This window comes from Paraburkholderia graminis C4D1M (assembly GCF_000172415.1).
In the GTDB taxonomy this organism is placed as follows: Bacteria; Pseudomonadota; Gammaproteobacteria; order Burkholderiales; family Burkholderiaceae; genus Paraburkholderia; species Paraburkholderia graminis.
Window position 1 is genome coordinate 413635 of the sequence record NZ_ABLD01000002.1, and the last position, 22282, is coordinate 435916.

A 22282-nucleotide genomic window follows, 5' to 3' on the forward strand; every position below is an offset into this window, starting at 1 on the left:
ATCGCGGAACTACAGTACTTAACTTGACTAGATGACGTACAAATCGACGTACTCATTGACCGGCATGGCTTCGAGCCGCGCCTGATCCAGCGACACGTCGAGGATCGCCAGTTGTTGCTTGACCGGGAAGCGGCGCGCGAGGTTGGTCCTGAACTTCTCGACCAGCAACGGAATTCCGTCTTCGCGACGACGCTTATGACCGATCGGGTATTCGACTACGACTTCGTCGAACCGCGATCCGTCGTTGAATTCGATCGTCAGTGCATTGGCGATCGAACGCTTCTCGGGATCGTGGTAATCCTTCGTGAACTGCGCGTCTTCGACGCATTGCATTTTGGCGCGCAGCACATCGATACGCGCGTCTTGCGCGACCGAATCTTCGTAATCGGCAGCCGTCACGCGGCCGAAGATCAGCGGCACCGCGATCATGTACTGAATGCAATGATCGCGGTCGGCCGGATTATTGAGCGGACCTTTTTTATCGATGATGCGAATCGCGGCTTCGTGCGTGCGGATCGTGATCTTGCGGATGTCGTCCACATGCTTGCCGTGCGCGACGAGCTGCGCCTGCAACGTCATGGCCGCTTCGACGGCGGTCTGCGCGTGGAACTCGGCCGGAAACGAGATCTTGAAGAGCACGTTTTCCATCACATAGGAGCCGTACGGGCGCTGGAATTTGAACGCGTTGCTCTTGAAGAGCACATCGTAAAAGCCCCACGTCTTCGCCGTCAGCACCGACGGATAGCCCATCTCGCCAGTTTTCGAAATGAGCGCGAGACGTACGGCGCGCGAGGTCGCGTCGCCGGCGGCCCATGATTTGCGCGAGCCGGTGTTCGGCGCATGGCGGTACGTGCGCAGCGCTTGCCCGTCGACGAGCGCCTGCGAGACCGCGTTGATGAGCTCGTCGCGCGTGAGGCCGATCAACTGACCGACGACCGCCGTGGACGCGAGCTTCACCAGCAATACATGATCGAGCCCGACCTTGTTAAAGGAGTTTTCGAGCGCGATACAGCCTTGAATTTCGTGCGCCTTGATCATCGCGATCAACACGTCTTTCATCGTCAGCGGCGCTTTGCCCGCTGCGATGGCCGTACGCGAGAGCCAGTCGGCTGTCGCGAGAATTCCGCCGAGGTTATCCGATGGATGACCCCATTCGGCGGCAAGCCAGGTGTCGTTGAAGTCGAGCCAGCGGATCATCGCGCCGATGTTGAAGGCGGCCTGAACCGGGTCGAGCTGGAACGACGTGCCCGGCACCTTGGCGCCGTTGGGGACGATCGTGCCCGGCACGATGGGTCCCAACAGCTTGGTGCAGGCAGGGTAGGTGAGCGCCTCGAGTCCGCAGCCGAGCGTATCGATCAGGCAATGACGCGCGGTTTCCAGCGCGAGCGCGCTGTCGATCGGATAGTCCAGAACGTAGTCGACGATATCGACCAGGACTTTGTCCGGGTCGGGTCGCACGTTGGAAATCGGAGCGGACATCGAGAGCTCTTCCTGATGACGACAGTTAGTTCGTCTTGTTGATCGCGTTCGATTGCGTCGGAGCCGGCGCGCCTTGCACCATGGCTGCCGTCTTGCACTCGTCGGCGAGACGCGAGCTGTCCTTGTCCGAGAACAGCATGGCCTTCGTCGGGATCACGACGAGGTCCATGCCGGTGGCGGCGTCGTGGAAACGGTCTGCGCCCGTGGTCGTGGACTGACGCGGCAGATTGTAGTTCTTGTTCGCCCAGTGAACCGTGACGATCTGGTCACGCTTCATGTCGCCTTTCAGATCGAACGACAGGCCTTCGTTGCACGACCATTTTTCCGCGCCTTCCGGGATCGGATCGAGCTTCGCTTCCTTCACCGGGTTTGCCTTGCGCTTGATCAGACGGCGCGGCTGCGGCTTCTTGGCCACGGCCTTGGCGGCGGGCTTCGTGGTGGTCGCCGTTTGCGCGGCGGCGTCAGTCGCGACGGTCAGCATCGTCGTGGACAGGGCGCCAATCACGGCGGCGATCATCAACTTGTTCATGGAGAACCTTTCTATCTAATTTCAGTTAAACGGTACGCGGTCTACCGGTCCTGGCGGCCGCGGGGTTGAACTGCAGCGCCTTGAAGCGCACAGCGACCGCTATTTTCGCTTATTTAGCGGCACGTACTTCAAATTCTCAGGTCCGGTGTAATTAGCGCTCGGACGGATGATCTTGTTGTCGATCCGCTGCTCGATGATGTGCGCACTCCAGCCTGCAGTGCGTGCGATCACGAAGAGCGGTGTGAACATGGCCGTCGGCACGCCCATCATGTGGTACGAAACCGCGCTGAACCAGTCGAGATTCGGAAACATCTTTTTCACTTCAGCCATAACTGTTTCAAGACGCTCGGCGATATTGAACAGCTTGTTGTTGCCCGCTTCTTTCGACAGCTTCTTCGCGACTTCCTTGATGACCTTGTTGCGCGGGTCCGAGATCGTATACACCGGATGACCGAAGCCGATCACCACTTCCTTGTTCTCGACGCGTCTACGAATGTCGGCTTCCGCTTCGTCGGGCGTCTGATAGCGCGACTGGATTTCGAACGCCACTTCATTGGCGCCACCGTGTTTCGGGCCACGCAGCGCGCCGATTGCGCCGGTAATTGCCGAGTAAATGTCCGAACCCGTGCCCGCGATCACGCGGCCGGTGAACGTCGACGCGTTGAACTCGTGTTCGGCATACAGATTGAGCGACACATGCATCGCATCGACCCACGACTTCGGCGGCTCGACACCATGCAGCAGATGCAGGAAGTGGCCGCCGATCGAATCGTCGTCGGTTTCGACTTCGATGCGCTTGCCGTTGTGCGAATAGTGATACCAGTAGAGCAGCATCGAGCCGAGCGACGCCATCAGCTTGTCGGCGATGTCGCGCGCGCCCGGCAGGTTGTGATCGTCCTTTTCCGGCAGCACGGTGCCGAGCACGGACACGCCGGTGCGCATCACATCCATCGGATGCGCGGCGGCGGGAATCCATTCGAGTGCGGCCTTGACGTTCGCGGGCAGGCCGCGCAACGCCTTCAGCTTCGTCTTGTAGGCGGTGAGTTCAGCCTGCGTCGGCAGCTTTTCATGCACGAGCAGATACGCGATCTCTTCGAATTCGCAATTGCCCGCGATGTCGAGAATGTCGTAGCCGCGGTAATGCAGATCGTTGCCGGTCTTGCCGACCGTGCACAGCGCCGTGTTGCCCGCGGTCACGCCGGACAGCGCGACGGATTTTTTCGGTTTGAAGCCGCCTTGTACGCCGGCGGTTTGCGTTGTCTCGCTCATCTGCCGCTGTCTCCTGTTTGCGTGCTCATTGCTCCACGTCCCCGAAAAGCGGCGCGGCATCTTGCGGGATCGCGCGGCCGGTGGATCGCGCGCGACGCAGCACCGACCAGTAATAGCGGTAGCTCGCGCGGTCGTGCAAGGTGTCGCGATGGCGCGTGGGTCCCCATTGAGCGGACTGCGCGGCCAGCAGAATTTCGGCGGCGGTGGCGATTTCCTCGTCGCGCGGCGCGAACGCGCCCACGATGGCCTCAATCTGCGCGGGATGAATGCTCCACATGCGCGTGTAGCCGAATTCGTTGCGAGCCCGCGCGGCGTCGCTCGCGACCACGCTCATGTCGCGCACTTCGGTGCTGACGTTGTGCGACGGCACCTTGCCGTGCGCATGGCAAGCCGCTGAAATCTCCAGCTTCGCGCGCCGCACGAGCGGATGATCGAACTGGCCGGGCGAGCGCATGGCCGTGTCGGGAATCGCGCCGTTGTGCGCGGAGACGAAATCCATCAGGCCGAAGCTCAATGCCTCGACGCCGGGCAACGCGGCGAGATCGAACACACGCGTGAGCGCGCCATGCGTTTCGACGAGCAGTTGCACCGGGATGGCTTTTGCGATGCCAAGCTCACGCCGCGTGGCTTCGATGAACGCGACCATTTCCGCCGCGTCCAGCACGTTGCGGATTTTCGGCAGCGTGATGAAAGCAGGCGCTCGCTTCGCCGCGCGCAGAATCAGGCGCACGTCGTCACGCCAGTACGGGTGATCGTAGTCGTGAATCCGCACGCCGACGCGTCCGAAGCGGTCATGCTCGCTGCCGATGAGCGACGCGACCAACTCCGCATGCTCCGCTTCGCGGCCGACTTGCGCGCCGTCTTCGCAGTCGAGCGTGATGTCGAACACGGGGCCCAGTTGCTGCTGCACCGCGAGCGATTTCAGCATCAGCTTTTCGCTGCCGGCGTAGTGATCGCAGGCAGGCAGCACAGCGGGCGGCACTTCGCCGTCAAACAGCACTTCGGCGGGTGTGAGGGCGCGCATCTTCGGCGTCAGGGGCGTGGGTTTTGTTGAGGAAAACCGATTCGGGCGCGCTCTGTCCGGTCGTACAGGCAGACAGGCAAAACGCGCTCGGATCAGGTGCGAATCGACTGGTCTGCTCGATTCGCACGAAAAAAACCGGAACCCGCCGCGGTGACGCTACGGAGTTCCGGTTGGTCTGCATCAGGTGCTTAGCCGAGCAGATGCTGAACGCCTTCGCGTTCTTCCAGCAGTTCCTGCAGCGTGCCGTCCATCTTTTCGCGCGAGAACGCGTCGATTTCCAGGCCTTCCACGCGCTTGTATTCGCCGTTTTCGCAGATCACCGGCACGCCGTAGACGATGTCTTCGGGAATGCCGTACGAGCCGTCCGACGGAATACCCATGGTGACCCACTTGCCGTTCGTGCCGAGCACCCAGTCACGCACGTGGTCGATTGCAGCGTTAGCCGCCGACGCCGCCGACGACAAACCGCGTGCCTCGATGATCGCCGCGCCGCGCTTGCCGACGGTCGGGATAAACGTGTTGCGGTTCCATTCGTCGTCGTTGATCAGCTTGGTCAGGTTTTGACCTTCTGCGGTCGCGAAGCGGAAGTCCGGGTACATGGTCGGCGAGTGGTTGCCCCACACAGCCAGCTTTTCGATCGAAGCGACCGGCTTGCCCGACTTCGCGGCCAGTTGCGACAGCGCGCGGTTGTGGTCCAGACGCAGCATGGCGGTGAAGTTCTTCTTCGGCAGGTCCGGTGCCGACTTCATCGCGATGTAGGCGTTCGTGTTGGCCGGGTTGCCGACCACCAGCACCTTCACGTCGCGGCTGGCGACTTCGTTCAGCGCCTTGCCTTGAACCGTGAAGATTTCGGCGTTTGCCGACAGCAGGTCTTTACGCTCCATGCCCTTCGAACGCGGACGCGCGCCGACCAGCAGGGCGACGTCGGCGTCTTTGAATGCGACCTTCGGGTCGTCCGTGATCACGACGCCCGACAGCAGCGGGAATGCGCAATCATCCAGTTCCATCACGACGCCTTTGACGGCGCCTTGCGCTTGCGGCAGGTCGAGCAGTTGCAGGATCACCGGCTGATCCTTGCCGAGCAGATCACCATTGGCGATGCGGAACAGCAGGGAGTAAGCAATTTGACCTGCGGCGCCGGTGACGGCAACGCGCTTTGCGGGCTTAGCCATTGAGAAATCTCCAGGACGATGCGTTAGACGCTAGGGAAAACGCCATTCTATATGCGCGTTCAGCGAAGCGTTGTTAAACACGGCGGAATTCGCTGTTCGCGGGAGGCTCGCTGCCGGCCCGTTAATTGCGGGCCGAAAGCGGCGCTGCGGCAAGACCGCCATGCCGGAAACCGGTACTGCTGAGCTCTCTTGAGCCGGCGCTTCGCCCTTCTTCCGCCGACATATCAAACGGGGAAGCGGCCGTTTCTTCAGAGCGGGAGCGGTCATTGAGGCGCCGGGGCAGCCGCTGCACGGTGCGGGCTCCTGCAAACAGCGCGTTTCGGCAAGCGTCGGACCAACGAACGGCGGCGAATCGAAACCCTGGACTGCGTGGGAACAGCATGGTGCAGAGTGGCTGCCAGTGCGTGGCGGCGCTGCCAAACCGGATGCAGCGCAGAGCCGTCAAAACGCCCGCAAACCCTTGCTCGACAAGGAGTGTAGGAGTCGGCAGAGGCAAAGTCAACATTATCTTATGTCTTATATAAGACACATCTATTGCCGGGGAAACGCTGGACGCGAGCCAGCGCTTTATGATGAAATGCGCGCATGAATTCGAACCCGGCCAACACCACGAATCCCGGCGGCCAGGCGGCCGCGGGCGAAGGTGCATCCGCGGCCGTCCCCGCTGCGTCACCCACTTTCAGCCCGCTGTACCAGCAGATCAAAGGGCTGATCACGCAGAGTCTCGAAAGCGGTGAATGGAAGCCCGGCGAGATCATTCCTAGTGAAGTCGAATTAGCGGCCAGATACAAGGTCAGCCAGGGCACGGTGCGTAAAGCGATCGACGAACTCGCCGCCGAGAACCTGCTCGTGCGCCGCCAGGGCAAGGGCACGTTCGTTGCGACGCACAACGAAGATCGCGCGCAGTTTCGCTTTTTGCGGTTACTCGCCGATGACGGCGCCGAACATCCGCACGTTAGCCGCCTGCTCGAGTGCCGGCGCTTGCGTGCATCGGCGGACATCGCGCGGCAACTTGACCTGAAGCCCGCCGATCCCGTTGTGCTGATCAAGCGTCTGTTGCAGTTCGACGGCGAAGTGACCGTGCTCGATGAAATCTGGCTGCCAGGCGCCGTGTTTCGCGGGCTGACGCTGGAGCGGCTGTCGGAGTACAAGGGTCCTCTTTACGCGATGTTCGAGACGGAGTTCGGCACGCGCATGATCCGCGCCACGGAGAAAATCCGCGCGGTCGCCGCCGAGCCGTCGGTGGCCGATCTGCTGCAGGTGCCGCCGGGTTTTCCGCTGCTGTCCGTCGAACGCGTGTCCTACACCTATGGGGATCGGCCGGTGGAAGTCCGGCGAGGTTGGTATGTCACAACCGGGTACTACTATCAGAACGATCTCAGCTAAATCGGGCTGGACTGAGCTGGATTGAAGGCGCGGCGTCCCACGCGCGCGCCGTTTGACGGCGCCTTTATTGCGCGCGCTGCAATGGACCTGTCGGGGTTTTCGCTGCAGCGCGAAATGAAAAGGCGCTAAAATTGCGGATTGGTGTGAACTACATAGCAGGGGGTCTAGCATGGCTGAAGCGGTAAAAAAACCGAGGCCGGAGTTCCGGAACATCGGTATCGGGCAGATATTGACGGCGTATCGCCTGCCTCTTGCGGGGCGCGTGTCGATTCTGCATCGGCTGAGCGGCGGCCTGCTGTTCGTCGCGTTGCCGTTCCTGCTGTACCTCTTCGACCAGAGCCTGACTTCCGAGCTGAGCTTCGAAGTCTTCAAGGGCTTTCTCTCCAACCTCATCGTCAAGCTCATCACGCTGGTGCTCGCGTGGGCCTACCTGTTCCATTTCTGCGCCGGCGTTCGCCACCTGCTGATGGACACCAACCATGAAGCCGTCACCAAAGAGAAAGGCAAGCAGACCTCGATCGTGGTGTTCGTGGTGTCGTCGCTGCTGACCATCGTGTTCGCGCTCAAACTCTTCGGAGCATTCTAAACATGGCAGCCAATAACCGAATCGGCTCGAAGCGTCTGGTCGTCGGCGCCCACTACGGTCTGCGCGACTGGCTCGCGCAGCGCATCACCGCCTGCGTGATGGCGCTTTACACGGTGATCCTGCTCGCGTGGTTCTTCGGCGCGCGCGACTTCTCCTACGAGGGCTGGGCGTCGATCTTCGCGACGCAATGGATGAAGCTCGCCACCTTCGTCACGCTGCTCTCGCTCTTCTATCACGCGTGGGTCGGCATCCGCGACATCTGGATGGACTATGTGAAGCCCGTGGGCGTGCGTCTGCTGCTGCAGGCGCTGACGATCGTCTGGCTGCTCGCGTGTGCGGGCTACGCCGCGCAGATTCTCTGGAGAGTGTAAAAGCATGGCTGCAATCAAGAATGCCCTGCCGCGTCGCAAGTTCGACGTGGTTATCGTCGGCGCGGGCGGCTCGGGAATGCGCGCGTCGCTGCAACTGGCGCGCGCGGGTCTGTCGGTGTGCGTGCTCTCGAAAGTGTTCCCCACGCGCTCGCATACGGTCGCCGCGCAAGGCGGCATCGGCGCGTCGCTCGGCAACATGAGCGAGGACAACTGGCACTACCACTTCTACGACACGATCAAGGGCTCCGACTGGCTCGGCGACCAGGACGCGATCGAGTTCATGTGCCGCGAAGCGCCGAACGCCGTCTACGAACTCGAACACTTCGGCATGCCGTTCGACCGTAACGCCGACGGCACGATCTACCAGCGCCCGTTCGGCGGCCACACCGCAAACTACGGCGAGAAGCCCGTGCAGCGCGCGTGCGCGGCGGCTGACCGCACCGGTCACGCGCTGCTGCATACGCTCTATCAGCAGAACGTTGCGGCGAAGACGCAGTTCTTCGTCGAATGGATGGCGCTCGATCTGATCCGCGACGCCGACGGCGACGTGCTCGGCGTGACCGCGCTCGAAATGGAAACGGGCGACGTCTACATCCTCGAAGGCAAGACCACGCTGTTCGCCACGGGCGGCGCGGGCCGCATCTTCGCGGCATCGACGAATGCGTTCATCAATACCGGCGACGGCCTCGGCATGGCCGCGCGCTCGGGCATCGCGCTGCAGGACATGGAGTTCTGGCAGTTCCACCCGACGGGTGTGGCGGGCGCGGGCGTGCTGATCACCGAAGGCGTGCGCGGCGAAGGCGGCATTCTGCGTAACTCGGACGGCGAGCGCTTCATGGAGCGTTACGCGCCGACGCTGAAGGATCTCGCGCCGCGCGACTTCGTTTCGCGCTCGATGGACCAGGAAATCAAGGAAGGCCGCGGCGTCGGTCCGAACAAGGACCACGTGCTGCTGGACCTGTCGCACATCGGCGCGGAGACGATCATGAAGCGTCTGCCGTCGATCCGCGAAATCGCGCTGAAGTTCGCCAACGTCGACTGCATCAAGGAACCGATCCCCGTTGTGCCGACCATTCACTACCAGATGGGCGGCATTCCGACGAACATCCACGGTCAGGTGGTCGGCACGGCGCGCGGTCACGAGGAGCCGGTGAACGGCTTCTACGCGGTCGGCGAATGCTCGTGCGTGTCGGTGCACGGCGCGAACCGCCTGGGCACGAACTCGCTGCTCGACCTGGTGGTGTTTGGCCGCGCGGCGGGCAATCACATCGTCAAGCATGTGAAGGAAATCAAGGACCACAAGCCGCTGCCGGCGGACGCTGCTGACTTCGCGCTGTCGCGTCTGGCGAAGCTGGAGAGCTCGTCGTCGGGCGAGTATGCGCAGTCGGTGGCGAACGACATCCGCGGCACGATGCAGAAACATGCGGGCGTGTTCCGCACGTCGGCGCTGCTGTCCGAAGGCGTCGAGGCGATCCGCGAAGTGGCGGCGCGTGTGGAGAATATCCACCTGAAGGACAAGTCGAAGGTGTTCAACACCGCGCGCGTCGAGGCGCTGGAAGTGGCGAACCTGATCGAAGTCGCGCGCGCGACGATGGTCTCGGCCGAGGCACGCAAGGAAAGCCGCGGCGCGCATGCGCAGAACGACTTCGAGCATCGCGACGACGAAAACTGGCTGCGCCATACGTTGTGGTTCAGCGAGGGCGACCGCCTCGACTACAAGCCGGTGCACATGCAGCCGCTGACGGTTGAATCGGTGCCGCCCAAGGCGCGGACCTTCTAAGGCACACGCACAAGTCAAAGGACCCACAATATGGCCAAGCGTACATTTGAAATCTACCGCTACGATCCGGACAGGGACGCGGCGCCGCGCATGCAGACGTACGAGATCGAGATCGACTCGCACGAGCGCATGCTGCTCGACGCGCTGGTGAAGCTCAAGGCGCTCGACGAAACGCTGTCGTTCCGCCGTTCGTGCCGCGAAGGCGTGTGCGGCTCGGACGCGATGAACATCAACGGCAAGAACGGTCTGGCGTGTCTGACGAACCTGAACGATCTGCCGCAGAAGATCGTGCTGCGTCCGCTGCCGGGGCTGCCGGTGGTGCGCGACCTGATCTGCGACTTCACGCAGTTCTTCAACCAGTATCACTCGATCAAGCCGTACCTGATCAACGACACGCCGCCGCCGGAGAAGGAGCGTCTGCAGTCGCCGGAAGAACGCGACGAGCTCGACGGTCTGTACGAGTGCATTCTGTGCGCGAGCTGCTCGACGTCGTGCCCGAGCTTCTGGTGGAATCCGGACAAGTTCGTGGGTCCGGCGGGTCTGTTGCAGGCTTATCGGTTTATCGCGGATAGCCGTGATGAGGCGACGGGCGAGCGGCTGGATAACCTTGAAGATCCGTACCGTCTGTTCCGTTGCCACACGATCATGAACTGCGTCGACGTCTGCCCGAAGGGGCTCAACCCGACCAAGGCGATTGGCAAGATCAAGGAATTGATGGTTCGCCGCACTGTCTAGAGTGAAGTGAATAACCCACGCTTCGTGTCGTTGGCTGCCCGAAAGAGCGGTCGGACCGCCGCGGAGCGACCCGGCAAGTATTGACATGAACGATGCATCGCATCAGTCCGATCCTCTCCGCCGCGCGCGTCTTCGCTGGCGCGCGCGGCGGGGCCTGCTGGAAAACGATCTGATCTTTGAACGTTTTTTCAGCCGATATGAGCATGACCTCAGCGATGCCGATGTGGGCGCACTTACGCGCCTGCTCGAGCTGAGCGATAACGACCTGATGGACTTGCTTCTCGCGCGCAAGGAACCTGAAGGCGAGCTTGCCGACCCCGATGTGATTCGGGTCCTGGAGCTGCTGCGCAACGCTTGAGCGCCGCGAGTGCGTTGTTCCAGGCGTGCAATTATCGAAACCCTGTTTACATACTTCGATTGAGGATGTGCTATGACCCCGTCAGATGTTAAAGCCACGCTATCGTTCAGCGACAATTCGCCGAGCGTTGAAATGCCGATTTACAAGGGCACTCTCGGCCCGGACGTGATCGACATCCGCAAGCTGTACGGCCAGACCGGCAAGTTCACGTACGACCCGGGCTTCATGTCGACGGCGGCGTGCAATTCGGCGATCACCTACATCGACGGCGATAAGGGCGAACTGCTGTACCGCGGCTACGCGATCGACAACCTCGCGCAAAACGCCGACTTCCTCGAAACGTGCTATCTGCTGCTGAAGGGCGAACTGCCCAACACGGAGCAGAAGGCCGAGTTCGTGAAGACCGTCACGAATCACACGATGGTGCATGAGCAAATGCACTTCTTCTTCCGTGGTTTCCGCCGCGACGCGCACCCGATGGCGATTCTGGTTGCCGCAGTCGGCGCGCTGTCGGCGTTCTATCACGACTCGCTGGACATCAACAATCCGCGTCACCGTGAAGTGTCGGCCATTCGCATGATCGCAAAGTTGCCGACGCTGGTCGCGATGGCGTACAAGTACAGCATCGGCCAGCCGTTCGCGTATCCGCGCAACAACCTGTCGTACAGCGCGAACTTCATGCACATGATGTTCTCGAACCCGTGCGAGGAGTACGAGGTCAACGACGTGCTGGTGCGCGCGCTCGACCGTATCCTGATTCTGCACGCGGATCACGAGCAGAATGCGTCGACGTCGACCGTGCGTCTCGCCGGTTCGTCGGGCGCGAATCCGTTCGCGTGTATCGCAGCGGGCATCGCCTGCTTGTGGGGCCCGGCGCACGGCGGCGCGAACGAAGCGGCGCTGAACATGCTGGAAGAAATCGGCTCCGTCGACAACATTCCTGAGTTCATCAAGCAGGTGAAGGACAAGAACTCGGGCGTGAAGCTGATGGGCTTCGGTCACCGCGTCTACAAGAACTACGATCCGCGCGCGAAGCTGATGCGCGAAACCTGCCACGAAGTGCTGAACGAACTGGGCCTGCACGACGACCCGCTGTTCAAGCTCGCCATGGCACTGGAAAAGATCGCGCTGGAAGACGAATACTTCGTGTCGCGCAAGCTGTACCCGAACGTCGACTTCTACTCGGGTATCGTGCAGCGCGCGCTGGGCATCCCGACGTCGATGTTCACGTGTATCTTCGCGATGGCGCGTACGGTTGGCTGGATTGCGCAGTGGAACGAAATGATCGCCGATCCTGAGCAGAAGATTGGCCGTCCGCGTCAACTGTTCATCGGCGATACGCCGCGTGAGGCGAAGCCGATCGGGCAACGCTGAGCGGGTTGAGTCTGCCTGGCCTGTAGTGGCTGGTTCGCTACGGGCTTGAGTGGGCTTCAACGCTTGAGATAGAAAACGCCCCAACGGGTACACCGTTGGGGCGTTTCCGTTTTCGACGCGTATTGCGACGCGTGTTGCGTGCGGCGAGCCGTTCGTCGTGGAAGCTCATTCGCGCCGCTGCCGCCTTCCCGACCTTTCGAGCGAAGGCGGACGCATTTGCAAATTATGCGGCGTCGCGGCCGCGTCTTCCGCGGCCCGGCCATGCGTCTCGAAGAAGCGTCGATACGCGCTCGGCGTCATGCCGCGCGCCGACAGAAACTGTCGATTGAAATTGGCCAGATTCGCAAAGCCGGCCTTCGCTGCGATCAGCGCGATGGGCCATGTCGTGTCCGTCAGTTGACGCGTGGCATAGCCGATCCGCAGACGGTTCAGATAACGCCCGACGCTTTCGCCGAGATGCCGCACGAAGTAGCGGTGCAACGAGCGCTCGGACAGGTTCGCTACCTCGCACAGTTCGGTGATCCGCAGCGGCTCGTGAAAGCGCCGGTCGAGCAGATCGAGGACGCGGTTCAGCCGCTCGGCTTCGGACGCGCTTGCGCCCGGCGTGACGGTAACGCCTCCGACGGGGCGACGCGTTCTTGCTTCTGCTTCAGCTCCCGCTCCCGCCTCGACGGAATCGGCCGGTCGGCCCGCCCCGGCAAATCGCACGGCGCTATGCATTGACGCACCGCCTGGCTTCGTTGCACTTCGATACGCTGCCGGCGACGCCAACGGCTCCGAAGTGCCTTCCGCGAGCCGCGCCAGCACGTCGAGCACAGCGCCAAGCCGCACGCGCGGCGACGGGTCCAGCAACGCCTCCATTCGTTCGTGCATCGACGCAGCGGCCTCGCTCGGAAAGCGCAGCCCCGGCGCGGCGCGCCGCAGCAGCGTGCGCAGCGACGCGAACTCCGGGCAGCAGTCCGCGATTCGCCGCGCCCAGTCGCCGCTGAACCACACGACGATCGCCACCTGAGGCGCGCTTGCGTCGATCGGTGCCGTCGACGCCCACGTATGCGGCATGTCGGGCGGCACGAGCACGAGATCGTCGCCGCTGTAGTCCGCGATGTGATCGCCGATAAAACGGCGGCCGCGGCTATTCATCGTCAGCGTGAGTTCGTATTCCGGGTGGTGGTGCCACTCGAACGGTATCTGCGCGAGCTGCCGATGGTAGACGCGGATCGAGCAGCCGTCCGGAATGGTGACGCGTTCGTATTGAGGTTTCACGATAGGCAGCCTGGCCGCACTGGGGAGCCGGAAACGGCGGCGAATGTCTGGATTGTATCGGTATGTGGCCGTAAAGCATGCTTGGCGATGGCCGAACATCCTTAATCTGCAGGAAGGCCGAAGCACACAGATCATCTCAAGGAGACAACCCATGCCGCTCGTCATCGACAATCTTCCCGAGGCTATTCGCAGCACCAAGCGCACGTTGCGGGCCGCGCTGCCGAACCACAAGCAAGTGTTCGAGCAGGTGGAAGGCGCGATCCGCCAGCAGATCGACGCGATTCACCGCGACCGGGCGCAGGGGCGCGATGCGATTCCCGTGTTCGATTATTCGTCGATTGTGTCCGGCGCTGTCGATCAGGCGACGATCGCCAGCATCAAAACGCGCGGCGCGTGCGTCGTGCGCGGCGTTTTCGACCGGCAGCAAGCAAGCGAATGGAACGACGAAATCGCCGAATACGTGCAGCGTAACGACCTCGACGCCAAGCTGGCGCATCGCGCGGAAGACAAGTATTTCGGCAACCTCGCGTCGAGCAAGCCGCAGATTTACGGCGTCTACTGGTCGAAGCCGCAAACGGCCGCGCGCCAGTCGCCACAGCTAACGAATACGCGCGTGTTCCTCAACCGCCTGTGGACGTCGGAGAGCGAAGGCCGGCGGCACTTCGATCCCGAGCGCGTGCCGGTGTACGCGGACCGGATTCGTCGCCGGCCGCCGGGTTCAGAGTCGCTCGGTTTGTCGCCGCATGTGGATGGCGGCTCGGTCGAGCGCTGGCTCGACACGAATTTTCAGCAGGTTTATCGGCATGTGCTGTCGGGCAACTGGCGCGCGTATGACCCGTTCGACGCCGCGTATCGGCCGGACGTGCAGGAAATTCCGTCGCCGGCCGTGTGTTCGATGTTTCGCACTTTCCAGGGCTGGACTGCGCTAACGCCGCAAGGCCCCGGCGACGGCACATTGCAATTGATCCCGATCGCCAACGCGATGGCTTACGTGATTCTGCGAGCATTGCAGGACGACGTTCCCGACGACGAACTGTGCGGCGCTCAACCCGCCCGCGCGCTGTCGATCAAACCTGAATGGCACGGCCTGCTGCTCGAAGCAGTCACGCCGATTCCGCACATGCAGCCGGGCGACGCGGTGTTCTGGCACAGCGACGTCGTGCATTCCGTCGAGGACGCGCATCGCGGCAGCGGCTACAGCAACGTGATGTACATCGCTTCGGCGCCGTGGTGCGCGAAAAACGAGGCCTACCTGAAGCGTCAGTTGCCGAGCTTTTTGCGCGGCGAAAGCCCGCCCGATTTTCCCGCCGACCACTTCGAAACGGACTTCGCCGGCCGCGCTCAGGAAAGCGATTTGACGCCGCTTGGCCGCGCGCAACTCGGCTTCGATCTTTCGCGCTAAAGCATCGGATGCCCGCCGGCGACGACTCGGTTTATTCGCTTGCAGACCAGAGCCGACTCCGGGCGGGCGCGTCGCGTCACCGCCAGGCGCTCATGCCCGGCGCCGCACGATTCCATAAATGACCAGCAGCACGATCGCCCCAATCACCGACGCCACCCAGCCTGCCGGCTGCCCCGGCTGATACCAGCCCAGCGCACGTCCGACGTAGCCCGCAATCAGCGAGCCGGCAACACCGAGGATGATGGTCATGATGAGACCCATGCGGTCGTCGCCTGGCTTCAGCGCGCGCGCAATCAATCCGACGACCAGCCCTACGATCACTGTACCAATGAAGGAAAACATGCTGACCTCCCAAAGAGTGTGAGTACTTCAGTCTTCTTTACTACGAGCTGCCGCTTTCCCGGCGACGCTTTTCGGAGCATACGCGAGACGCGGGATAGGACCAAAAAAGGCGCATTGGTTTGTGCATCGCGTGCGCCGTCGCAACAATCGCGCCCAGGTCCAGGCGCGACTAGGACGTTCGGGAATGTCCCGCACTTGCCGTTGAGCACTGCATTGGACTGTCGGTGATGCGGGTATCGATTCTCGGCTCGACCTCGCCGCGCAATAGGCGAATTGCGTTCGAGCCCGACGGCGTGGAAATCATCGCGGAACCAGGAGCCGCCGCCGCAACGTCGGACGAAGCACTTAGCGCTACTGTCCCTCAGCGCGCCAACTCGTCCGTCTCGTCCGCAGCGTAAATGATCTGCGTGCCGTTATCGCCGAGCCACTTTGCGAAGTCCTCGGTCAGGCCCCCGTCGGTGACCAGATAGTCGATCCTGTCCATCGCCCCGAACGCGGCGAACTCGCGTTTTCCGAACTTGCCCGAATCGGCGAGAAGGTAGACGGTCTTTGCCGCATCGATCATCGCCCGCTTAACGTGCAGGTCGATGAAGTCGGGGTACGAAATACCGGATTCTTTCGACACACCACCGGCAGCCAGAAACAGCTTGTCGACGAACATGCCCTGGAAAAAGGCCGACGCCTTTTCTCCTGAGACCGCAATGGTTTCCGGCTTGAATTCGCCGCCCGTCAGCATGATCCGGTTGGTAGGCTCCGCGCCGAGAATGATCGCGATGTTGAGCGCATTCGTTACGATCCGCAGGTTCTGACGATCAAGAAGATTTTTCGCAAGTTCGGTCGTCGTCGCACCGCAATCCAGAATAATCGAGTCGCCGTTTTTGACGAGGCTCGCCGCCATCCGTCCGATCAGCGCTTTTTCCGGACTTGTCGGAAGGATGTTGGCCCGATCGACAAAATGCCGCTTCGGACCCGCCTCCGACGTGACCAGGCGGACGTTGCCGTGCACGCGTTCAACGCGTCCCTGCTTCTGCAACTCATCAATGTCTTTTCGAATAGTTGGCATCGAAACGCCAAACTCGCTGGAAAGCTCGGAAAGCTTTACCAGCCTGGCGGCCTGCACTTTCTCAAAGATCTTCTCTGTTCTTGTCCGTTGGTCCATTTGCTCATCCCGCGAAGCGTCGGTGCGGCTTCACAACACCCGTCGATATTGTGCCCTAAACGGCAGCAGTATGGCCCGGCCAGGGGTTTTCCCGCTTTCCATCTATTTCTCTTTGACTTTCTAAAGAAAGTAACAGAAACTGAATCTCAAGCAAACGGGAAGTTCGGGAGTTGGGAATGGAAAACCCCTACAAGCAGTCTGGCGACGCCCTACATCGGCGGGCGCAGGAAATCCGTAAAAAAATCTGCGTGATGAATTCCGCTGCGAAGAGCGGCCATACGGGCGGCGACATGTCCGAGGCCGATGTGCTCGCGGCGCTGTACTTCCATGTGCTCCGCTACGAGGTTCAGTCGGACCGCACCGTCAAATGGCACGACGAATTCATCCTCAGCAAAGGACACGGCGTAGGCGGCCTCTATTCCTGTTTTGCCGAACTCGGCTGGCTGGCTGACGAAGAACTTCTCACGTATCTCAAGGACGGTTCGCGTCTGCCGGGACATCCGGTCAGGCAAAAGCTGCCGTCGCTGGTGACAGTCAACACGGGCGGGCTCGGACACGGCTTCCCGATCGCGGCAGGGCTCGCGATGGCTAAGCGGCGTCATGCCGCTAACACGGAAGGCTCGGTCGGCCGCGTTTTCGTTCTCACAGGCGACGGCGAACTGGAAGAGGGTTCGAACTGGGAAGCCGCAATGGCGGCGGCGCATTTCGAACTGGCCAATCTCGTGGTGATCGTCGACCGCAACCGGCTGCAACTGGCGGACTTCACCCACAACATCATGGACATGGACCCGCTCGACGAAAAATTCCGGGCCTTCGGCTTCGAAGTGCACGACGTCAACGGTAATCAGGCCGACGCCATCTGGAAACTGATCGAAAGTCTGGACTACGAAAACGGGAAGCCGAAAGTCCTCATCGCTCATACGATCAAGGGCCGCGGCGTGTCGTTCATGGAGAACGTGCCGGCATGGCATCACAAGGTCCCGGACGAAACGCAACTGAAGCAGGCATTGGAGGAACTGGACCATGCGTGAGTACGCCGATTTGCGGGACGGTGCGGTCAGCGCGCTCGGACGGTTGACGGCCGAAGGCCGCGACATTGTCGTGATGGTCGCGGACTCGACGTCCACGTCGAAGATCAGCCCGTTTCTCGAGACGTACCCCGAACGGGTCATCAATGTCGGCATCGCGGAACAGAACATGGTCGGTATGGCCGCGGGCCTGGCCCTGGGCGGCCATGTCGTCTTCACGGCCAACGCGGCGCCGTTCCTCGTGGCTCGCGCTAACGAGCAGGTGAAGAACGACGTCTGCTATAGCGCGACAAACGTGAAGATGCTGGGCCTGAACGCCGGTGTCGCCTACGGCCCGCTGGCGTCGACGCACCATGCCATCGACGACATTTCGATCATGAGCGGATTCGGCAACGTGCAGATTCTTGCGCCGTGCGACGGGATCGAAGTCGTGCAGATGATCGAATACGCTGCGGCCGTCGAAGGTCCCGTATATATCCGGCTCGATAACGCGAAGTTTCCGATCGTTCACGAGGCGAGCTACCGTTTCGAGCCTGGTCGCCCGGACGTGGTGATCGAGGGCAGCCGCGTCGCGGTGATTGCGTTGGGCTCCGTGGTCGGCGAGGCGCTCGAAGCGTGCGAGTCGCTGAAGGCAGAGCATGGCATTACGCCGACGCTCGTCAACCTTTCTTCGATCAGGCCGCTCGATGCCGATGCGCTCGCAAAAATCATTGCGGCTCATGACTCGATTGTCACCGTTGAGGAACATTCGCTTCATGGCGGCATCGGCGCGCTTACCGCTGTGCTGATGGCTCGGCGTCAGCTCTCGAAACCGCTGACCATGCTCGGCATCACCGAAGGCGAATTCGCAAACTACGGTACGCGCAAAGGCATCCGGCGCCATTACGGAATCGACGCGGCAGGTATCGCCGACGCAATTCGCACCCAGTGCGCGCATTGAACGTATAGCAAAGACCTCAAGGAGACACTGGAATGGCAATTCAGTACGACATGTCGCTGCGTCATGGCGTCGACTTCGACTTCCGGCTCGACGGCAAGGTCGCCGTCGTCACGGGTGGTCTGGGCGGTATCGCGATGGCGACGAACGCAGCGCTTATCGCGAAGGGTGCCCGCGTTGCGATCTTCTATCCGAGCTTCGAAGAGCCGCGCGTGCAGGCGGCGATCGAAGAACTCGGGGCCACTAACGCCCGCGCGTTTCCATGCGACGTCGCTAACGAGGCCGACGTCGAAAAGGCAATGAAGGCTGCGCTCAGCCACTTCGGCGATCTTCATCTGCTCGTCAATGCGGCCGGCTGCATCACGCTGACGGCAGCGGAAGACATCGGTGTGGACGAGTGGCAACAGCAGATCGGCGTGAACCTCACGGGTCCGTTCCTGTGCGCGAAGCATTTCGCGCGGCATGTTCTCGCGAGCGGCCACGGAGGCAAGATCGTCAATATTGCTTCGCAGGCTGCAACCGTGGCGATCGACAAGCATTGTGCGTACACGTCGGCCAAAGCCGGGTTGATCGGTATGACGAAAGTGCTGGCCAAAGAATGGGCGTTGCGCGGAATAACGGTGAATACCGTTTCGCCGACCGTTGTGCTGACGCCGATGGGCGCAGCCGCCTGGGAGGGCGAAAAGGGCGAAGCGATGAAGAAGCTAATACCCGTCGGACGCTTTGCGTACACGGATGAGATTGCCGCGGCCATTCTGTTTCTGCTCTCGAATGGAGCGGACATGATCACCGGCGCTGACATCATGATCGATGGGGGATACACCATCTGCTGATGCAGTTCGAGCGCAGCCGGTCCGAGGCTGCAACACGTTAAGAAAGAGATCAATCTGGAGACAAAAAATGCTGAAGAAGATCGCACTTGTTGCTGCCGTCGCTGCTTCGTTCGCAGCGGTTCATTCCGTCGATGCACTCGCCGCTTCTAAAGGAACCATCGCCATTCTGGTGAACGCGCTCGACAATCCGTATTACGCCGCCGAAGCCAGGGGCGCCGACACCGAGGCGAAGAAGCTTGGCTACGACACCATCGTGCTGTCGCACGGCGAGGATGTGAACAAGCAGAATGAACTGGTCAATCTGGTGATCGGCAAAGGCGTGAAGGGGATCATTCTCGACAATGCGGATTCGAACAGTAGCGTCGCCACGGTTCGCACCGCGCAGGAAAAGAAGGTGCCGGTCGTGCTGATCAACCGCGAGATCCCGAAGGATGGCATTGCCATCGCACAACTGAGCCACAACAATCTGCAGGCGGGTACTGAAGTCGCGCAGAAGTTCGTGGAAGCGATCGGCGAAAAGGGCGAATATGTGGAGCTCACCTGCAATCAGGCAGACAAGAATTGTGTGACCCGTTCACAGGCTTTCCACCAGGTGCTTGACCAGTATCCGGACCTCAAGATGGTTGCGCGTCAGGATGCCAAGGGCGCGCTGCTGCCCGGCAAGCAGGCAATGGACTCGATCCTGCAGGAACATCCGAACATCAAGGGCGTGATCTGCGGCAACGGGCCCGTGGCCCTCGGCGCGATTGCGTCGCTCGAATCCGCCGGCAAGAAAGACGTTGTCGTGATGGGTATCGACGGCAGTAATGACGAGCGCGATTCGCTCATGCAGGGCAAGTTGAAGGCAAGCGTCATGTTGCAGGCGCAAGGCCTCGCGATTCACGGCGTCGACCTGCTCAACAAGTACATCACGACGGGCAAGACCGGCGAACCGGAGCGCCAGCTCACTCGCGGCATCCTGATTACGAAGGACAACGCGTCGCACGTCAAAGACTTCTACTACAACAAGTAAGCGCGCCAGCTTTTCAAGTAGGCGGGTGCGGCCGGCGCTGCACCTGTTGACGTGTCGTCAGGAGATGTTGTCATGGTTTTTTCCCCATCTGCAGCCAGGTTCGCGCTGGTGGTCGTCGCTCTCGTTTCAGTTGCCGGGTGTCACGTCGTGACGGATACCGAGCTGGCCCAGATTCGCAGTCAGGGTCAGCATCAAGGCCCGGACCCGGAAAAGATCCTGAATGAACAACTGATTCCGTATGCGGACAAGAATGCCAGGCCCGCAGCACAGGTGATCGGCGCTGCCGGGCAGAACTTCGATAACGCCTGCAAGGAGTACGGCTTTCGCCAAAGCGCGGCTTTCCCATGCAACTTCTGGATACGCGTGCAGGGCAAGGTTATCAAGGTCGATACTTCATCGCGCGTTGGAAAGGTATTCGTCGATGTCACGCCCGCTTCGGGCGGCGAGCCCGTCCATGTCGCACTCGAGACGGGGCCGGTCGTGATCGGTACTGGCGTGCGCGACGGATTCCCCGGCGTCAAGTACAGCGACTTCGACGATCAGACGCGTTTCGCCGTATTCGGACAGGACCTGAACAAGCTGGTGGTCGCGCGAGCGCAAAAGTCGCTCAAACCTAAAGTGGGCGACACGGTCGACGTAGCCGCGGTATTCAGCAGTTGGAGCGAACCGACGGGCGAAATCCGCGCAATTCCGGTGACATGGAAATGAACCAACCGCACACCATGAATCCCGCCAACGTGATCGAGACGCGCGGACTGTCCAAGGTCTATCCGGGCACCGCTGCGTTGGTCGAAGTCGACTACAAGGTGCGACGCGGCAAGGTCAATGTGTTGATCGGCGAAAACGGCGCCGGCAAATCGACGCTGATGAAGCTGCTCGCCGGTGCCGAGACGCCGACATCGGGAGAGATATGGGTCGATGAAAAGATTGCCCACATCACGGACGTGCGTAGCGCCGAAAAGCACGGCATCGGCATCATCTTTCAGGAATTGAACCTCTTTCCCGATATGACCGTGGCGGAGAACATCTTCGCCGGGAATGAGTTGACCAGTTCCGGCGTAATCCGCACGAAGGACGAGAACCATCAGGCGAAAGTACTGCTTAACCGTCTGCAGATTCCAATCGACCCGCGCATGCGACTCGGCGATCTCTACGTCGGGCAACAGCAACTGGTCGAAATTGCAAAGGCGCTCTCCAAGCACATCAAGGTGCTCATCATGGACGAGCCGACTTCCGCGCTCTCGAAGACGGAAGTCGAGATTCTCTTCAAGATCATTGCGCAGCTCAAGGAAGAGGGCGTCACGGTCATTTACATCTCGCATCGTCTCGAGGAAATCATGGCGATCGGGGATTGCATTACGGTATTGCGTAATGGGCGCCTCGTCGCAGAAGACGACATTGCGAATATCGACATTCCCTGGATCATCGAGGCGATGGTCGGATCGTCGAAGAAGCGTTTCGCATTCGAGCAGCATGCAATCGGCGAGGAAGTCCTGAAGGTCAAGGATCTTGCGCTGAAGCGCTCGAATGGCATCTACGCGGTTGACCATGTTTCGTTTTCCGTCAGGGCCGGAGAAGTCATTGGAATTTACGGCTTGATGGGCGCCGGCCGCACTGAACTGCTCGAGTCTTTACTCGGCGCGCAGCCGCTGGCTCTCGGCGAAATAGAACTCGCCGGCAAGGCAATCGAAGATCTGCCAATTCCGAAACGGATCGAGGCGGGCATTGCGCTCGTACCCGAAGACAGACAGAAGCAGGGGATGGTGCAGCTCATGTCGATCCTCGAAAACATGACGCTGTCCAGTCTGTCCAGATTCACTCGCCGTCTCGCGTTCGGTGCACTGCGACGCGACCGGCAGCTCTCTGCGTCCAACGATATCGTCAAGCGCCTCGCAATCAAGGCGTCGTCGGTCGATGCGCCGATCACGTCGCTGTCGGGCGGAAACATGCAGAAGGTGGTGATCGGCAAGGCATTGCTGACGTCGCCGAAAGTACTGCTGATGGACGAGCCGACGCGGGGAATCGACGTAGGTGCAAAAGAGGACGTGTACAAGACGATCAGCGTGCTCGCGCAGTCAGGCATTGCAGTCGTGTATGCGACCTCGGAACTGGACGAGGCAATGGCTGTTTCCAATCGGGTCTTCGTGATGGCCAGCGGCAAGCTGACGGCGATCATGGAACGTGCACAGTTTGACAGCGAGCGCATCGTGCGCGCGTCAACGCCCGCGACAGCCGTAGTGTGA

The 22282-nt window shown here is 61.2% G+C and carries 22 protein-coding genes; 14 read left to right on the forward strand and 8 right to left on the reverse strand.

Going from position 1 to position 22282, the window contains the following annotated elements:
* Positions 1–27 precede the first annotated feature (27 nt).
* The 5 genes from BGRAMDRAFT_RS04865 to BGRAMDRAFT_RS04885 all read right to left on the reverse strand — a co-directional run bounded on the left by BGRAMDRAFT_RS04865 (position 28) and on the right by BGRAMDRAFT_RS04885 (position 5473).
* Positions 28–1479: a bifunctional 2-methylcitrate dehydratase/aconitate hydratase gene (locus BGRAMDRAFT_RS04865; RefSeq protein ID WP_006047551.1), complete on the reverse strand. Its 1452-nt coding sequence runs from the start codon at positions 1477–1479 to the stop codon at positions 28–30.
* Positions 1480–1504: 25 nt separating this feature from the next.
* Positions 1505–2008, reverse strand: coding sequence for a hypothetical protein (locus tag BGRAMDRAFT_RS04870; protein ID WP_006047552.1), 504 nt, complete (start codon positions 2006–2008; stop codon positions 1505–1507).
* A 99-nt stretch (positions 2009–2107) separates the two neighbouring features.
* Positions 2108–3277 carry a bifunctional 2-methylcitrate synthase/citrate synthase gene (gene prpC / locus BGRAMDRAFT_RS04875; RefSeq protein ID WP_006047553.1) on the reverse strand — a complete coding sequence of 390 codons (1170 nt, stop codon included), beginning with the start codon at positions 3275–3277 and terminating at the stop codon, positions 2108–2110.
* 25 nt (positions 3278–3302) lie between these two features.
* Positions 3303–4301, reverse strand: coding sequence for an HpcH/HpaI aldolase/citrate lyase family protein (locus BGRAMDRAFT_RS04880; protein ID WP_006047554.1), 999 nt, complete (start codon positions 4299–4301; stop codon positions 3303–3305).
* Positions 4302–4489: 188 nt separating this feature from the next.
* Positions 4490–5473, reverse strand: coding sequence for a malate dehydrogenase (locus BGRAMDRAFT_RS04885; RefSeq protein WP_006047555.1), 984 nt, complete (start codon positions 5471–5473; stop codon positions 4490–4492).
* Positions 5474–6058: 585 nt separating this feature from the next.
* Between BGRAMDRAFT_RS04885 and BGRAMDRAFT_RS04890 the strand changes: the two genes are divergently transcribed.
* The 7 genes from BGRAMDRAFT_RS04890 (at position 6059) to gltA (ending at position 12063) form a co-directional block, all read left to right on the forward strand.
* Entirely contained in the window at positions 6059–6859 is an 801-nt protein-coding gene (locus BGRAMDRAFT_RS04890; protein WP_006047556.1) for a GntR family transcriptional regulator, read from the forward strand.
* Positions 6860–7028: 169 nt separating this feature from the next.
* Positions 7029–7445 (forward strand): succinate dehydrogenase, cytochrome b556 subunit, encoded by a 417-nt coding sequence (gene sdhC, locus BGRAMDRAFT_RS04895; RefSeq protein WP_006047557.1) that lies wholly within the window; start codon positions 7029–7031, stop codon positions 7443–7445.
* A 2-nt stretch (positions 7446–7447) separates the two neighbouring features.
* Positions 7448–7816, forward strand: a complete 369-nt coding sequence (gene sdhD / locus BGRAMDRAFT_RS04900; RefSeq protein WP_006047558.1) for a succinate dehydrogenase, hydrophobic membrane anchor protein — start codon at positions 7448–7450, stop codon at positions 7814–7816.
* 4 nt (positions 7817–7820) lie between these two features.
* Positions 7821–9596, forward strand: coding sequence for a succinate dehydrogenase flavoprotein subunit (sdhA, locus tag BGRAMDRAFT_RS04905; RefSeq protein ID WP_006047559.1), 1776 nt, complete (start codon positions 7821–7823; stop codon positions 9594–9596).
* A gap of 30 nt (positions 9597–9626) precedes the next feature.
* The gene (locus tag BGRAMDRAFT_RS04910; RefSeq protein ID WP_006047560.1) at positions 9627–10331 is read left to right on the forward strand and encodes a succinate dehydrogenase iron-sulfur subunit; all 705 of its coding nucleotides are present in this window, start codon (positions 9627–9629) and stop codon (positions 10329–10331) included.
* An 85-nt stretch (positions 10332–10416) separates the two neighbouring features.
* A complete protein-coding gene (locus BGRAMDRAFT_RS04915) occupies positions 10417–10689 on the forward strand; it encodes an FAD assembly factor SdhE (RefSeq protein WP_006047561.1) in 273 nt (90 codons plus the stop codon).
* A 72-nt stretch (positions 10690–10761) separates the two neighbouring features.
* Positions 10762–12063: a citrate synthase gene (gene gltA, locus BGRAMDRAFT_RS04920; RefSeq protein WP_006047562.1), complete on the forward strand. Its 1302-nt coding sequence runs from the start codon at positions 10762–10764 to the stop codon at positions 12061–12063.
* A gap of 165 nt (positions 12064–12228) precedes the next feature.
* Here the strand turns inward: gltA and BGRAMDRAFT_RS04925 are convergent, their stop codons facing one another.
* Positions 12229–13326, reverse strand: coding sequence for an AraC family transcriptional regulator (locus BGRAMDRAFT_RS04925; protein WP_044020321.1), 1098 nt, complete (start codon positions 13324–13326; stop codon positions 12229–12231).
* Positions 13327–13477: 151 nt separating this feature from the next.
* On the opposite strand from BGRAMDRAFT_RS04925, the gene BGRAMDRAFT_RS04930 reads away from it, so the two are divergent.
* On the forward strand, positions 13478–14728 hold the full coding sequence (locus tag BGRAMDRAFT_RS04930; protein ID WP_006047564.1) for a DUF1479 domain-containing protein: 1251 nt from the start codon (positions 13478–13480) through the stop codon (positions 14726–14728).
* A gap of 90 nt (positions 14729–14818) precedes the next feature.
* Here BGRAMDRAFT_RS04930 and BGRAMDRAFT_RS04935 read toward each other — a convergent pair whose 3' ends face one another.
* On the reverse strand, positions 14819–15070 hold the full coding sequence (locus BGRAMDRAFT_RS04935; protein ID WP_006047565.1) for a GlsB/YeaQ/YmgE family stress response membrane protein: 252 nt from the start codon (positions 15068–15070) through the stop codon (positions 14819–14821).
* A gap of 361 nt (positions 15071–15431) precedes the next feature.
* Positions 15432–16229: a DeoR/GlpR family DNA-binding transcription regulator gene (locus BGRAMDRAFT_RS04940; protein WP_006047566.1), complete on the reverse strand. Its 798-nt coding sequence runs from the start codon at positions 16227–16229 to the stop codon at positions 15432–15434.
* A 176-nt stretch (positions 16230–16405) separates the two neighbouring features.
* On the opposite strand from BGRAMDRAFT_RS04940, the gene BGRAMDRAFT_RS04945 reads away from it, so the two are divergent.
* The 6 genes from BGRAMDRAFT_RS04945 to BGRAMDRAFT_RS04970 all read left to right on the forward strand — a co-directional run bounded on the left by BGRAMDRAFT_RS04945 (position 16406) and on the right by BGRAMDRAFT_RS04970 (position 22282).
* Positions 16406–17260: a transketolase gene (locus BGRAMDRAFT_RS04945; RefSeq protein ID WP_006047567.1), complete on the forward strand. Its 855-nt coding sequence runs from the start codon at positions 16406–16408 to the stop codon at positions 17258–17260.
* Positions 17253–18197, forward strand: coding sequence for a transketolase family protein (locus tag BGRAMDRAFT_RS04950; RefSeq protein ID WP_006047568.1), 945 nt, complete (start codon positions 17253–17255; stop codon positions 18195–18197). The genes BGRAMDRAFT_RS04945 and BGRAMDRAFT_RS04950 overlap by 8 nt, the downstream gene beginning before the upstream one ends.
* A 32-nt stretch (positions 18198–18229) precedes the next feature.
* Positions 18230–19027, forward strand: coding sequence for a GolD/DthD family dehydrogenase (locus BGRAMDRAFT_RS04955; RefSeq protein WP_006047569.1), 798 nt, complete (start codon positions 18230–18232; stop codon positions 19025–19027).
* 67 nt (positions 19028–19094) lie between these two features.
* The gene (locus BGRAMDRAFT_RS04960) at positions 19095–20039 is read left to right on the forward strand and encodes a D-ribose ABC transporter substrate-binding protein (protein ID WP_006047570.1); all 945 of its coding nucleotides are present in this window, start codon (positions 19095–19097) and stop codon (positions 20037–20039) included.
* A gap of 72 nt (positions 20040–20111) precedes the next feature.
* Positions 20112–20747 carry a DUF2291 family protein gene (locus tag BGRAMDRAFT_RS04965; RefSeq protein WP_006047571.1) on the forward strand — a complete coding sequence of 212 codons (636 nt, stop codon included), beginning with the start codon at positions 20112–20114 and terminating at the stop codon, positions 20745–20747.
* Positions 20744–22282, forward strand: a complete 1539-nt coding sequence (locus tag BGRAMDRAFT_RS04970) for a sugar ABC transporter ATP-binding protein (protein ID WP_006047572.1) — start codon at positions 20744–20746, stop codon at positions 22280–22282. Before BGRAMDRAFT_RS04965 ends, BGRAMDRAFT_RS04970 begins: the two co-directional genes overlap by 4 nt.